This is a genomic window from Ferdinandcohnia sp. GQ5 (assembly GCF_059759275.1).
The window spans coordinates 87,838-101,389 of the sequence record NZ_JCAXEW010000014.1 but is presented as its reverse complement, the minus strand read 5'-3'; the positions used below and the strand labels follow the sequence as shown (position 1 = coordinate 101,389).

Sequence of the window (13,552 nt, the reverse complement as noted above, 5' to 3'; positions counted from 1 at the left end):
CAATTCAAATAAAAAGCACATCTTCAAATTAAGGGGGAAGTAATAAAATGGAACCGTCAGGCATCCAAATGGTTTCCGGGCTAATACTCGGGGTAATCGTATTAATCTTACTTGTATTAAAAACAAAAATTCACGCATTTCTAGCGCTTATAATAGGAGCTTCAATCGCTGGACTTGTTGGAGGAATGGTTCCTGGTGATGTTGCTGGAGCTATCTCAGCAGGATTCGGGAGTACATTAGCTTCAGTAGGTATTGTAATTGGATTAGGTGTTATGATGGGTCGTATTCTTGAAATAACAGGTGCTGCCGAAACATTAGCCTATTCATTAATTAAATTTGTTGGTAAGAAAAAAGAAGAGTGGGCAATGGCAATAGCGGGTTATATTATTTCCATTCCGATTTTTGTTGACTCAGCTTTCGTTATTTTAAATCCATTAGTAAAGACACTTTCAAAGAAAACAGGTAAATCAGTTATAGCGATTGGTGTATCATTAGCGGTTGGACTTGTGCTTACACACTCCATTGTACCTCCAACTCCAGGTCCATTAGGTGTTGCAGGGATTTTCGGAGTAGACATTGGTCTAATGATCGCTTTAGGTCTTGGATTTGGTATACCTCTAATGATTGTAGGGGTTTTATATGCGAAATGGCTCGGTAAGAAGATTTATCAACTCCCAAGTGAAGAATCAGAATCTGGATATGTTAGACCTGAAACGGAAATGACCTACCCAGAGTTATTGGAAATTGTAAATGAAAGATCAAAAGAACTTCCTTCATTTGCAAGATCGTTTTTACCAATTTTAATTCCGATTATCCTTATTTTTATCAATACAACTTTATCAGCTTTAGAATTAACAGAAGGTGTTTATGGAATTTTTAATTTCTTAGGTCAACCAATCATAGCAGTTGGACTTGGTTTAATCACAGCAATTTATGCATTAGCAGGAAAACTAAGTCGTAATACAACGCTTGAAGAAATGGAAAAAGGTATTCAAGATGCTGGTATTATCTTACTAGTAACAGGTGCAGGTGGTGCACTAGGAAACGTATTGCGTACAAGTGGTACAGGGGATTACATTGCTCAACAAATAGCAGACCTACCGCTACCAGCAGTTCTGATTCCTTTCTTTGTAGCTAGTATGGTTCGTTTAGTTCAAGGTAGTGGAACAGTAGCGATGATAACTGCAGCATCTATTTCAGCGCCAATTTTAGCTCAATTAGATGTGAACATGGCACTTGCTGCTCAAGCTGCTGCATTAGGATCACTTATTTTCTCTTACTTTAATGATAGCTTCTTCTGGGTAGTAAACCGTATGCTAGGTATTAAAAATGTAAAAGAGCAAATCTTGGTTTGGTCAGTACCAACGACTCTTATGTGGTTCACAGGATTCATTCTTCTCTTAATTGCTAACATGTTTATCTAAGTTCATAAAGTAAAGAACCTTAAAAGAGCTCAGTGTTGAGCTCTTTTTCTTTACGATAGGCTCTTTTCTAAAAGATTGTTGCTTTCTGATAATAAAGGCAAAACTAGTTGATTGGAGCGTAAGGTGGCGACTCCTCGAAAATGTATTCACATTTTCTTCGTGCGTGGGTTATTTCAAAGAAGCAAATTCAATGTCCAGCGGGAAAAGCGTGAGACTTGAGACCCCGCAGGAGAGGCAGCGACCTGTCCAGTTGCAGCGGATAGAAACTCGAGAAATTTCAACTCCTCCTTCAGAGGCAAAATACGCCTCTTTGTCGGGGTCTCCGACGCACACGACGTGCTAGTGCCGACTTCGCCACAGGACGTGGCGCTTTAGTCGGCAAATTTTCTCGTTTCTGTGCAAGCCGCCTCCACATTTCGTTGAGGAGGCTCAAACCACGCCCGGGGAAAGCGTCCATCTGAAGTGGAAGTCAACGATATAAAAACAACAAAGTTTGCGAAAACAGCCTTACGATAAAAGCTAACGAGGAATTAGATTGGATTGCCCATGCAATTTATGCCATAAATGAAATCGCTTTAGTATATTCTTTTACTTTGGTTATAAATCGCTTATAATGAAAAGTGTTGCAAAATGCAAAGTTATTTAGATTTAATACACTATAATCTATTAAGTATCACTTGTTTACTACTAAATTTATGATATAGGTGGAATAAAGAATGCGAGAAAAGTATGAACGACTTAAGGAAATATTGAGAGAGATGGAAAATGTAGTGGTTGCTTTTTCTGGTGGAGTAGACAGTACATTTCTGCTAAAAGTAGCCATTGACGTTTTGGGAGCAGAGAAGGTTTTAGCGGTTACGGCCGATTCTGAAACATATCCATCGAGTGAATTAGAGGAAGCAAAGAAGCTTGCCAAAGAGATCGGTGCGACACATCAAGTGATTGAAACTTCTGAACTGAGCATTCCAGGTTATGCGGAAAATGATAGGAACCGTTGTTACTTTTGTAAAAATGGGTTATTCGAGGAAATCGTTCCAATCATGCGTGAAAAAGGATTTAAGAACGTTGTCTATGGTTTAATTGCAGATGATATGAGTGAACACCGTCCTGGTGTACGAGCGGCCAAAGAACATGGTGTACGTGGTCCACTTCAAGAAGCGAATCTTTTTAAGGAAGAAATACGTGAACTTTCAAAGCAATTAGATTTACCAACCTGGGAAAAGCCTTCGTTTGCATGTTTATCATCAAGGATTGCTTATGGTGAAAAGATAACGCAAGAAAAGTTAACAAAAGTTGAAAGATCAGAGGAATACATTAAAGGGCTCGGAATTAAACAAGTACGTGTTCGGACGCATGAGGATATTGCTAGAATTGAGGTAGAGCCTCAAGACATGGAACGCATATTAGCCAATCATCAAGAAATTATCGAAAACCTGCAGGTATTCGGTTATAAATATGTCACTCTTGACTTACAAGGGTACATAAGCGGAAGTATGAACAAGGTGTTAGCAAAAAGTAACAAATAATAGGATGGTTAAATCAAGCCAAGGGTGATGGAGAAATGATTAAGGCATTGGCAATTGTCCCTTACGAGGGATTATATGAAATAATGAAAGAAGTCACACAAGATGTTAATGATATTGAGTTCCAGATTGAACTAGGAAACTTGCATGAAGGAGTAGCCATTGCAAAAGAGGCTGAAAAAGACGGTTACCATGTCATTATAAGTCGTGGGGGGACAGCTTCCTTAATTCAGGAGTCTGTCTCAATACCGGTGATTGATATTCAAGTTTCTGGCTATGATGTGTTGCGTATTTTAACGATGGTTAAAGGATTTTCGCGAAAAGCCGCGATTGTAGGCTTCTCCAATATTACACAGGGCGCCGGTACAATATGTAAACTCCTGGATTTTGATATTAAAACATTAACGATTACAAAAGAAATAGAAGTAAAAGAAATGTTAACAAATCTAAAAAAACAAGGTTATGAAGTGGTCATAGGTGATGTGGTTACGGTCCAAGTTGCTAAAGAGTTAGGTTTAACCGGGGTTCTAATAACATCAGGTAAAGAGGCAATTATTGACGCATTAGAAGAAACAAGAAGAGCCTACCGTGTCTTTTCTCAATTACAACAGGATGTTTCTTTTTATAAAACCATTCTAAGTTGTAGCGAGCAAGCAATTGGAGTTCTTAACGAAGATGAAGAGGTCATTTACAGCAATGAACGGTTCAATCAAGATTTTAATTGGGTAAAGGTAAAGAATTCAGATACGATAAGAAATTTAATACAAGAAATAGTTATTACAGGTCAAAAGATTTCAAAAACAATACACATAAATGATTCATTTTGGAAATTAACAGCTTGTCCCAACGAAAATCATATTGTTCTATTTATAGAAAATAATCTCCCTAATGAATCTGCTAACCAAGGAGAAGGGATGAACGTAAATGCAATCGAAATTCATACCCCAGATTCAACCTTTTCTCCTTTTTCAGGAAAGAGCGAACAGATTAAAAATGTCTTGAAGAAAATTGAGCAATACAGTAAAAAGGATGATACTGTTTGGATTTTAGGTGAAGAGGGGACTGGGAAATCAGTAGCAGCTCAATCGATTTACCAAAATAGAAGGTCACAAAGTGAACCATTTATTCTTTTAAATTGCGAAAAATTAACTTCGGAACAACTTAAAGAAATCAATGAAGGCTTTTTTCTTACGTTATCAGATGGTGTTGTTTTTTTAAGAAACATCCATAAATTAAACCCATATGTTCAAAAGGAACTCTATCAAGTTTATATTAATGGTAATGGTAAAAAACTAAAATGGATTGTGTCCTCCGATGAAAATATAGGAGATAAGGTGAAAAGTGGTTCTTTCCATCAAGAGTTATATAATGCCTTGGCGCAACTAACAATCCATATACCACCAATCCGGGAACGTATGGAGGATATTGAGGATTTAGTTCATCTATTTATTACTGAATTACATCCGAAGTATGGAAATGGAGTCATAGGGATTCGTCAGGAAGCCATGGATGAGATTATAAAATACGATTGGCCGGGAAATATCGAACAACTTAAACAAGTAATCGAACAATTATTTCTACAATCACACTCTTACTATATTGAAAAAGAAGAAGTTGAGGCACTTTTGGAACGAATAGACCAAAAAGAGAAGAAAGATGACCTATTCGTACAGATTGATATAACTGGTACATTAGAAGATATAGAAAAACAAGTAATCAAAAAAGTACTAGAAGAAGAAGGGTTGAACCAATCGAAAGCAGCTAAGCGATTAGGGATTAACCGTTCCACATTATGGCGCAAGCTAAAATAAAGCTTGTGCCTTTCTTTTATTTCAATTTGATGTAAAATGCAACATATAATAAAAATAAGAACAAATGTCATGAATTCTATTGCTAAATGCAACATATTGTTTTATGATAAGTGTAAGCGTTTTTAGGTATTTGTTTAAAAATACCGCATGAAAAAGATGCTGAGTAATACAAAAAGAGTAGTTGTACATGTAATGTGACACTTGTTTCGAAACAAATAAAAAAAGCTAAATTATACAAACTAAGTAGTAAAGGGGGCGGGATGTAGGTGAAACTAGCGGTAATCGCAGATGATTTAACGGGTGCAAACGACACTGGAGTTCAATTCGCAAAACAGGGTTTAAACACAACAGTGCTATTTTCATATACACAATTACAACCGTCACATCTTACTGAAGATGTCATTGTTTTAAATTCAGATAGTCGAGCAATAGAGGCTGGTAAGTCCTATGACATCGTTTATGATCTAACGGCACAATTGAAGCAATTAGGTGTTTCTAATGTTTTTAAGAAGATAGATTCAACGATGAGGGGAAACATTGGTCCGGAAATTGATGCAGTAATGGATGCTTTTAATTATAAGGTTTCATTTGTAATACCAGCTTTTCCAAAAAGTAATCGAACTACTATTAATGGTGAACATTTCGTAAATGGAGTTTTATTAGAGAAAGCTGAAATGGCAAAAGACCCTGCCAGCCCGGTAAATGAAAGTTATCTGCCTAAATTGGTACAGAAACAAAGTAAGAGGGATGTTGAGTTAATTACCATCTCTCATGTTAGAAAAGGAATCGACCACTTATCTAACATAATGAAGGAATTTTCCTTGAGTGATACGTCGAAAATCATCATTGTCGATGCGACGACTGATGACGAGTTAGAAATCATCGTTAAATCAGCACAAGTCTTACAAGAGAAATATCTCTGGGTGGGTTCCGCAGGAATCGCATCGCACATCTTTAATGAAGAGATTCAGGAAGAGGTTATTAATACCAATAAAGTGCGTGATCGAGATCCTGTATTAGTGGTTGCGGGCAGTGTAAATTCAATCACTCATCAACAAATTCAGGTCCTTAAAGAAAAAAATAATGTAGCAGAAATTGTTATTTCTCCTGAAGAATTCTTTTTTGAGGATAGGAGAAAACTTGAGATTGATCGTATTGTGAAAGCAAGTAAAACATTGCTAGATAAAGGCGACTTAGTAGTAACCACGAATAGAGACCAAGAAGTGATAGGGAAAGTAAAGAACTTACAACGTGAACTTGGTTTATCAAATTTCGATGTTGGAAACACAATAGCCAATTCAATGGGAGAAATTGCTGGTCAATTAATCGAAAGTAAGAAAATTTGTGGTGCCGTTTTAACAGGTGGAGATATTGCAGGTGCTACTTGTAAAGTGTTACAAGGTGAAGGGATTCGTGTCATTGGCGAAGTAGAGCCAGGTATTCCGTATGGGAAACTCTTTGGAGGATTATATGATGGCATTCCACTTGTCACCAAGGCAGGCGCGTTTGGAACCGACCAAGCACTTTCAAAGGCACTTCAAAAGGTTACTGAACTCAATACACGTACTCAATGAGTACTAATATAGAAATTATAACTGACATTTTGCTTGTTCAAATAAGAGATATTTACAGGAGGAATTATATATGACTAGCTATAAACCAAGTATCGCGATTACAATGGGAGACCCTTCTGGTGTCGGACCTGAAATTATCGTAAAATCTTTGAATGACAAAAATATTTACGATAACTGCAGTCCATTTGTTGTAGGTGACTTGAAAATTTTAAAAAGAGCTTTAAACGTAACAAATATCAATCTTGAATTAAATAGCATTACCAATCCAGAAGAAGCAAAGTCACAATATGGTACGATCGATATTATCGACCTTGATTTAGTTTCTGAAGATCTACCATGGGGACAAGTTTCGCCAGAAGCTGGAAATGCGGCTTTCCGTTATTTAGAAAGAGCTATTCAATACGCAAATGAAGGCAAAATTCAAGGGATTTGTACAGCACCTTTAAATAAAGAAGCACTTCATAAAGCAGGGCATATTTACCCGGGCCATACAGAGATTTTAGCAGAATTAACAAATACAAAGGATTTTGCTATGATGCTCTCTGCACCAGCGTTAAGAGTCATTCATGTAACAACACACATTGGACTTCTTGATGCAATTCATAGGATAAATGCAGAACGTCAATATACGGTTATCAAACTTGCACATGAAACATTACAAAAGGCAGGAATTGAATCTCCTCGAATCGCTGTTTGTGGAATTAACCCACATGCAGGTGAAAATGGACTATTTGGTCATGGTGAGGAAGAAGAAAAGATTGTTCCAGCTATTGAAAAAGCGCAAGCAGAAGGAATAAATGTTCAAGGTCCACTTCCAGCGGATACATTATTCTTTAGAGCAAGACGTGGAGACTTTGATATTGTTGTTGCACAATATCACGATCAAGGTCATGGTCCAATTAAAGTGTTAGGTCTAGAGGCTGGAGTAAATATTACAGTAGGTCTTCCAACCATTCGTACAAGCGTTGACCATGGAACTGCTTTTGATATTGCTGGTAAAAATATTGCGGACGAGCAATCATTAAAAGAAGCGCTACGTATGGCAGTTGAATTAGCTCCAAAGAAAAAAGCGTAATATGAGAATATCAAGCAAGAGGTCAAATACAGATCTCTTGCTGACTTTGTATACAAACCATTTTTTATCAACAAGTAGCATTTCTGTAAAAGGAGACAAGAATGATGACTTTACCAAAGGTTGCAAAGATACGTCAGAAATTCCAAACTGAAAGTGTAAATGATATCCCAGGAGCAATTGTTGAGCAATTTCTTCATGTACATGCGGATGAAAAAATTAAACCGGGTATGGAAATTGCGATTACCGTGGGAAGTAGAGGTATCGCCAATATTCCTTTAATCGTTAAAAGTGTGGCAGATGAAATTAAAAAAAGAGGGGCGTCTCCATTTATCATTCCAGCGATGGGAAGTCACGGTGGAGCTACTGCGGAAGGACAAATTGAGGTTCTTGAGGGACTAGGTGTCACTGAGGAATCAACAGGATGTGAAATACGTTCATCCATGGATGTGGTTGAAGTGGGCAAAACTTCTGACGGAATCCCTGTTTACATTGATAAGAACGCGTATCAGGCAGATGGCATTATCGTTATGGGGCGTGTTAAGCCTCATACGGATTTTAAAAACAAAGTTGAGAGTGGCGTATTGAAAATGGCGTCAATTGGAATGGGGAAACATAAACAAGCCTTAGCTTTACATACACATGGTATTAAAGGAATTAGCGAAATGATGCCTGAGGTCGGCAAAGTGGCTATCGCTAATTCAAATACTTTATTTGGTATAGCTATTGTTGAAAACGCTCATGAAGAAATAGCTATCATCGAGGCTATCGAAAAAGATCGAGTAGAAGAGCGTGAAAGAGAATTATTGAAAGAGGCATTTGCATTGATGCCTAGTCTTCCAGTCGAAAATATGGATATTTTAGTCGTTGACGAGATTGGGAAAAACTATAGTGGGACTGGAATGGATACTAATATTATTGGGCGTATCCGGGTGCTTGGAGTTGAAGAACCACAAAAGCCGAGCATTAAATATGTCATTGCTTCAAATTTAAGTGAGGCGAGCCATGGAAATGCGTTGGGAATTGGCTTAGCTGACTTAACTACAAAGCGCCTATTTGAAAAAATTGATTATCAAGCAATGAATGAAAATGTAATTACAAGTACGTTTTTAGCTCGAGCAAGTATTCCCATTATTCTTGAAAATGACCAAGAAGCTCTTAAAGCAGCACTCCGCGCGAATTGGGGTGTATCACCGGAAAAGGCTAGAATTGCAAGGATTCCAAATACACTTCATATCGGAGAATTATATGTATCCGAAGCTATTTTTAATGAATTAAAAGATAAAGAAAACATTGAAGTATTAGAGAACCTACATGAAATGAAGTTTGACGATAACGGTTATTTCTTACCTATGTAATGTCCCTTTTAGAATTGAAACTATAAATACAGAAAAAAACAAACAGCTCCAATTAGAGGGGCTGTTTGTTTTTATCGATATAAATAACCTCTTTATTATGCTTTCGAACTCTGATTAGTTTACCACCAAGTTCATTCAACGCAATTGCGGCTAATATAATGGCTGTTCCAACCCATTGATTTGGTGTTACCGTTTCGGACAAAATGATACTAGCTGATAGGATGGCAATGGGTAATTCGATGGATGTTAGGATATTTGCAATTCCGCCAGAGACCAATGGTGCTCCCACCGCAAAGAATAGTGGAGGAAAGACGGCGCCAAATAATGACACACCAATGGCTGTTGCTATTAAGCTTGTCTCTAATGGAAAAACGGATGGAATGTCACGCATGAATATGATCAGTATCAAAATGGTTGACCCAGTTGCCATTAATGAAGTACGAGCCAATGGGTCTACATCTACTGCGACTTTTCCACTGAAAAAAATAAATCCTGCATACGTAAATGCAGATAAAATACCAAAAAGCAAACCTTTAAGAGGTAGTCCTTGGATGTCCCCATTTATTATATTGGAAGCAAAAAAGACGCCGATTAATATTAAAAGGATGGACAAAACAGTGATAGGAGCGGGTTTCACTTTGCTGAAAATCCATTCTAAAAGAATTCCAATCCAAACGAATTGAAACATTAAAATAATGGCCAATGAAGCAGGTAGATATTGCATTGCCCCATAATAAAAAATACTAGTTAATCCGGTAAAACATCCAGTTATCATGATTAAAGGAAGATTGTTCTTCGTAAGTCCTTTAAAGCTAGGTCGTTTAATTAGAGTGATAGTCCATAATAAAAACGAGGAAATCAGCATTTGAACAATATTGATTTGGCCTAGCGAATAGCCGTAGCTAAACCCTAATTTCGCAAAAACGGGTGTAAAGCCATAACATCCAGCACCCAATAATACAAACAATATGCCCTTATTTACTTTCATTATGAAACCTCCATGAAGCTAAATACTATTAAACTATTGTATCATAAAAGGGGAAACTAGATGCCTAATGGAGGCTTCCATTATCTTGATAAAAAGATAGGGTTCGTTTGGTGAATTATAAAATGCGGGGAATAAATATGTCAATTTTATGACAAAACCATGATTCACCATGGATAAAGAAAAAACGATAGTAAAATAGGCTAGAAACAAGGTATATATTAAACTACCGTATGGGTAAGAGAGAAAGTTAGGGGAAAAATTGAGAACACATAATAGATTTTTTTTACTTTTTAGTATGTTACTTATGATTAGTTTAGCTGGTTGTGGTAAGGAAGATATTGTTACAAATGTGGGAAAACTAGACTTTGATCAGCCATTAAAACTTCCACCGCTTATTGAGCCTACAATAGAATCCGATGGTACAAAAAACTTTACATTGACCATGCAATCGGGAGAGACAGAATTGTTGCCAGGTAAGATTGCGGATACTTGGGGGATTAATGGTGCCTATTTAGGTCCAACGATTAGAGTTTCTCGTGGGGACAAGGTTTCTTTTAATGTTGTAAATAGTTTGAACGAGCCATCAACTCTACACTGGCATGGAATGAGATTGCCAGCCAAAATGGACGGAGGTCCACACCAAATGGTTGATGCTGGGGAAACTTGGACTCCCCATTGGACGATTGATCAACCATCTGCTACCACGTGGTACCATCCTCACTTACATGGGAAGACAGCCCAGCATGTATATAAAGGACTTGCAGGCATGTTCATCATCGATGATGAGGATTCAAAAAAACTCCCTTCGGAATATGGAGTAGATGATATTCCACTCATTATCCAAGATAAGTTGTTTACGAATGAGGGACAATTAACTGAGGACGAAGAGGGAGTATTTGGCACCCTTGGTGATGAAATACTTGTGAATGGAACGTATGACCCCTATCTTGAAGTTAAAACGAGTCAGGTTCGTTTTCGATTGCTCAATGGTTCGAATGCAAGAGCCTATAATTTTGGCTTTAGCGATGGGAGAGCTTTCAAACTTGTAGGGAACGATGCTGGCCTCTTAGAAGAGCCAGTGACCCTGGAGCGATTTATGTTAAGTCCTGGTGAACGTGCAGAAATCGTTGTAGAATTTGAGCCGGGTGAGGAGACGGTTCTCCATAGTTTTAGTGGGAATACTGGTTTAGATAATGGTGAATTTGATTTGGTAAAGATAGTAGCAGCCTCTGAATTAGAAGAGTCAGCTCCAGTTACTGGGCAACTTTCAAGCGTACCACCAATAGAGGCACCAAAAGATGCTAGAGTTCGTCAGTTCAAACTTACAATGGAGAATAAGATTAATGACAAGTTAATGGATATGTATCGTATTGACGAGGTTGTTCCAGCAGGAGCAACAGAAATATGGGAGATCAACAACTTTGGATGGTCGCATAATTTTCATATTCATAATGCTGCATTTCGAGTCCTAGACATCAATGATAAGCCACCTTCAGAGTATGAGCGAGGAAGAAAAGATACTGTTTTTATCCCTAATGGTTCAAAGGTGAGAATTGTTGTGGAATTTGGTAAACACGCTGACCCAAATTTCCCGTTCATGTATCACTGCCATTTATTGCGACATGAAGATGACGGCATGATGGGGCAATTCTTATTAGTCGAACCCGGTACTGAATCGGAGGTGCCAACAACGCTTCCTAATAATGGTACGAGTGGAGAACATCAGGGTCATCATTAAAGATATAGAAAAACATAATTGTTTTTTAAGGATATAATCAAGATAAGTAATTTCAAATAATAAACCTTAATAGGAGGAAAAAATGAGTAATTTGCCTAATTGTCCAAAATGTAATTCAGAGTATACGTATGAGGATGGAGCGTTACTAGTATGCCCAGAATGTGCTTATGAATGGCCATTGAATCAAGAAGAGGATAACAATGAAGGTGAAAGAGTCATCAAAGATGCAAACGGGAATGTATTGGTGGATGGAGATACTGTTACCGTTATTAAAGATTTGAAGGTAAAAGGGAGCTCTTCTGTACTAAAACAGGGGACAAAAGTAAAAAACATTCGCTTAGTCGAAGGAGACCATGATATTGATTGCAAAATTGATGGATTTGGTGCGATGAAATTAAAGTCAGAATTTGTTAAGAAGATATAAAGTAAAAAAGTCGCTATTAACCAGTTAGGTTAATAGCGACTTTTACTATTGAAAAGGATTACTGGTGAACAAGGGTCTTTTGACCAGAATCATCAGTAGTTGTATCCCAATTGTTTCGGATTAGGTAGTCAAATGCACTTAATGATGCAGTTGCACCTGAGCCCATTGAAATGATGATTTGCTTATAAGGGCTGTTTGTACAGTCACCAGCAGCAAAGACACCAGGGATATTTGTTGCACCGTGGTTATCAACAACAATCTCACCCATTCGGTTACGTTCGATTGTGTTACCAAGCCAATCAGTGTTTGGTACAAGACCAATTTGAACAAATACACCTTGTAATTCAATATGCTTTTCTTCACCAGATTCACGGTCAACATAAGTAAGACCATTTACTTTGTCAGTACCCGTAATTTCTTTAGTTTGTGCGTTCTTGATAACCGTTACGTTTGGAAGACTGAAAAGACGATCTTGAAGCACGGTGTCGGCTTTGAGTTCAGGATTAAATTCAACAACTGTTACATGCTTAACAATACCAGCAAGATCAATTGCAGCTTCAACTCCAGAGTTACCGCCACCAATAACGGCTACGTCTTTGCCGGCAAATAATGGACCATCACAATGTGGACAGTATGCTACACCTTTGTTTTTGAACTCAGCTTCCCCTGGTACATTAACATTACGCCAACGAGCACCAGTTGAAAGAATAACGGTTTTACTTTTTAAAACAGCACCGTTTTCCAATTCAATCTCAACTAAGTCTTTCTTTTCAATGCGTTTCGCACGCTGTAGGTTCATTATATCAACATTATATTCTTTTACATGTTCTTCGAGACTTGCTGCAAGCTTAGGGCCTTCTGTGTACTTAACACTAATAAAGTTCTCAATGCCAAGTGTATCCATAATTTGTCCGCCAAAGCGTTCAGCAACAATACCTGTGCGAATACCTTTACGCGCTGCATATACAGCTGCACTGCTACCTGCTGGCCCGCCACCAATAACAAGAACATCAAACGAATCTTTATTAGCAAATTCTGATGCATCAGGTGCGCTTCCAACTTTTGAAAGAATTTCTTCTAATGACATACGTCCATTACCAAATACTTCTCCATTGAGGAAAGCAGTTGGAACAGCCATGATATCCTTACTTTCAACTTCTTCCTTAAAGGCAGCACCATCAATCATTGTATGTGTGATGCCAGGGTTGAGAACACTCATCACGTTAAGAGCTTGTACAACATCAGGGCAGTTGTGGCAACTTAAGCTTACGTAAGTTTCAAAGTGGTATTCACCTTTAATTGCTTTTATTTGGTCAATTAGCTTCTGATCAACCTTCGGAGCTCTTCCGCTTACTTGTAAAAGAGCCAACACAAATGAAGTAAATTCATGTCCAAGAGGGATTCCAGCGAATGTTATACCAGAATCCTCGCCGATACGATTGATGCTAAAGCTAGGTGTTCTTTCTAACTGAACATACTCAACCTTAATTTTAGAAGACATCTCTGCCAACTCATCAACAAGAGCCTGCATATCTTTTGAGACATTATCAGATCCCACGCTTACTTTGAGTAGGACGTCACTTTCTAAAAGTTGAAGATATTGAGATAATTGTTGCTTTATATCAGCATCTAGTATCATT

Annotated in this window: 10 protein-coding genes; 8 read left to right on the top strand and 2 right to left on the bottom strand. The window is 37.8% G+C overall.

Annotation, left to right across the window (positions count from 1 at the left end):
- The first annotated feature begins 47 nt into the window (after positions 1-47).
- From AC6CHV_RS17225 to AC6CHV_RS17200, 6 genes are all read left to right on the top strand, one after another.
- Positions 48-1,424, top strand: coding sequence for a GntP family permease (locus AC6CHV_RS17225; RefSeq protein WP_440274475.1), 1,377 nt, complete (start codon positions 48-50; stop codon positions 1,422-1,424).
- Between the two features lie 716 nt (positions 1,425-2,140).
- A complete protein-coding gene (larE, locus tag AC6CHV_RS17220) occupies positions 2,141-2,950 on the top strand; it encodes an ATP-dependent sacrificial sulfur transferase LarE (protein ID WP_440274474.1) in 810 nt (269 codons plus the stop codon).
- 35 nt (positions 2,951-2,985) lie between these two features.
- Entirely contained in the window at positions 2,986-4,758 is a 1,773-nt protein-coding gene (locus AC6CHV_RS17215; RefSeq protein ID WP_498079305.1) for a PrpR N-terminal domain-containing protein, read from the top strand.
- Between the two features lie 266 nt (positions 4,759-5,024).
- Positions 5,025-6,332, top strand: coding sequence for a four-carbon acid sugar kinase family protein (locus tag AC6CHV_RS17210; protein ID WP_440274178.1), 1,308 nt, complete (start codon positions 5,025-5,027; stop codon positions 6,330-6,332).
- 70 nt (positions 6,333-6,402) lie between these two features.
- Positions 6,403-7,407 (top strand): 4-hydroxythreonine-4-phosphate dehydrogenase PdxA, encoded by a 1,005-nt coding sequence (pdxA, locus tag AC6CHV_RS17205; protein ID WP_440274179.1) that lies wholly within the window; start codon positions 6,403-6,405, stop codon positions 7,405-7,407.
- A 104-nt stretch (positions 7,408-7,511) separates the two neighbouring features.
- The gene (locus AC6CHV_RS17200) at positions 7,512-8,762 is read left to right on the top strand and encodes a nickel pincer cofactor-dependent isomerase, group 22 (RefSeq protein WP_440274180.1); all 1,251 of its coding nucleotides are present in this window, start codon (positions 7,512-7,514) and stop codon (positions 8,760-8,762) included.
- A 52-nt stretch (positions 8,763-8,814) separates the two neighbouring features.
- Here AC6CHV_RS17200 and AC6CHV_RS17195 read toward each other — a convergent pair whose 3' ends face one another.
- Positions 8,815-9,750: an EamA family transporter gene (locus AC6CHV_RS17195; protein ID WP_498079304.1), complete on the bottom strand. Its 936-nt coding sequence runs from the start codon at positions 9,748-9,750 to the stop codon at positions 8,815-8,817.
- Positions 9,751-10,054: 304 nt separating this feature from the next.
- On the opposite strand from AC6CHV_RS17195, the gene AC6CHV_RS17190 reads away from it, so the two are divergent.
- Entirely contained in the window at positions 10,055-11,488 is a 1,434-nt protein-coding gene (locus AC6CHV_RS17190; RefSeq protein WP_440274182.1) for a multicopper oxidase family protein, read from the top strand.
- Between the two features lie 82 nt (positions 11,489-11,570).
- Positions 11,571-11,912 carry a zinc ribbon domain-containing protein YjdM gene (locus AC6CHV_RS17185; protein ID WP_341333392.1) on the top strand — a complete coding sequence of 114 codons (342 nt, stop codon included), beginning with the start codon at positions 11,571-11,573 and terminating at the stop codon, positions 11,910-11,912.
- A gap of 58 nt (positions 11,913-11,970) precedes the next feature.
- Here AC6CHV_RS17185 and ahpF read toward each other — a convergent pair whose 3' ends face one another.
- On the bottom strand, positions 11,971-13,551 hold the full coding sequence (gene ahpF, locus AC6CHV_RS17180; protein WP_498079303.1) for an alkyl hydroperoxide reductase subunit F: 1,581 nt from the start codon (positions 13,549-13,551) through the stop codon (positions 11,971-11,973).
- Position 13,552: the final 1 nt, after the last annotated feature.

Bases quoted from the DNA above. Each gene is read 5' to 3' on its own strand.
- AC6CHV_RS17225 (WP_440274475.1), top strand. From the start codon at position 48: ATGGAACCGTCAGGCATCCAAATGGTTTCCGGGCTAATACTCGGGGTA.
- AC6CHV_RS17190 (WP_440274182.1), top strand. From the start codon at position 10,055: ATGATTAGTTTAGCTGGTTGTGGTAAGGAAGATATTGTTACAAATGTG.
- AC6CHV_RS17215 (WP_498079305.1), top strand. From the start codon at position 2,986: ATGATTAAGGCATTGGCAATTGTCCCTTACGAGGGATTATATGAAATA.
- AC6CHV_RS17195 (WP_498079304.1), bottom strand. From the start codon at position 9,750: ATGAAAGTAAATAAGGGCATATTGTTTGTATTATTGGGTGCTGGATGT.
- AC6CHV_RS17200 (WP_440274180.1), top strand. From the start codon at position 7,512: ATGACTTTACCAAAGGTTGCAAAGATACGTCAGAAATTCCAAACTGAA.
- larE (WP_440274474.1), top strand. From the start codon at position 2,141: ATGCGAGAAAAGTATGAACGACTTAAGGAAATATTGAGAGAGATGGAA.
- pdxA (WP_440274179.1), top strand. From the start codon at position 6,403: ATGACTAGCTATAAACCAAGTATCGCGATTACAATGGGAGACCCTTCT.
- AC6CHV_RS17185 (WP_341333392.1), top strand. From the start codon at position 11,571: ATGAGTAATTTGCCTAATTGTCCAAAATGTAATTCAGAGTATACGTAT.
- ahpF (WP_498079303.1), bottom strand. From the start codon at position 13,551: ATGATACTAGATGCTGATATAAAGCAACAATTATCTCAATATCTTCAA.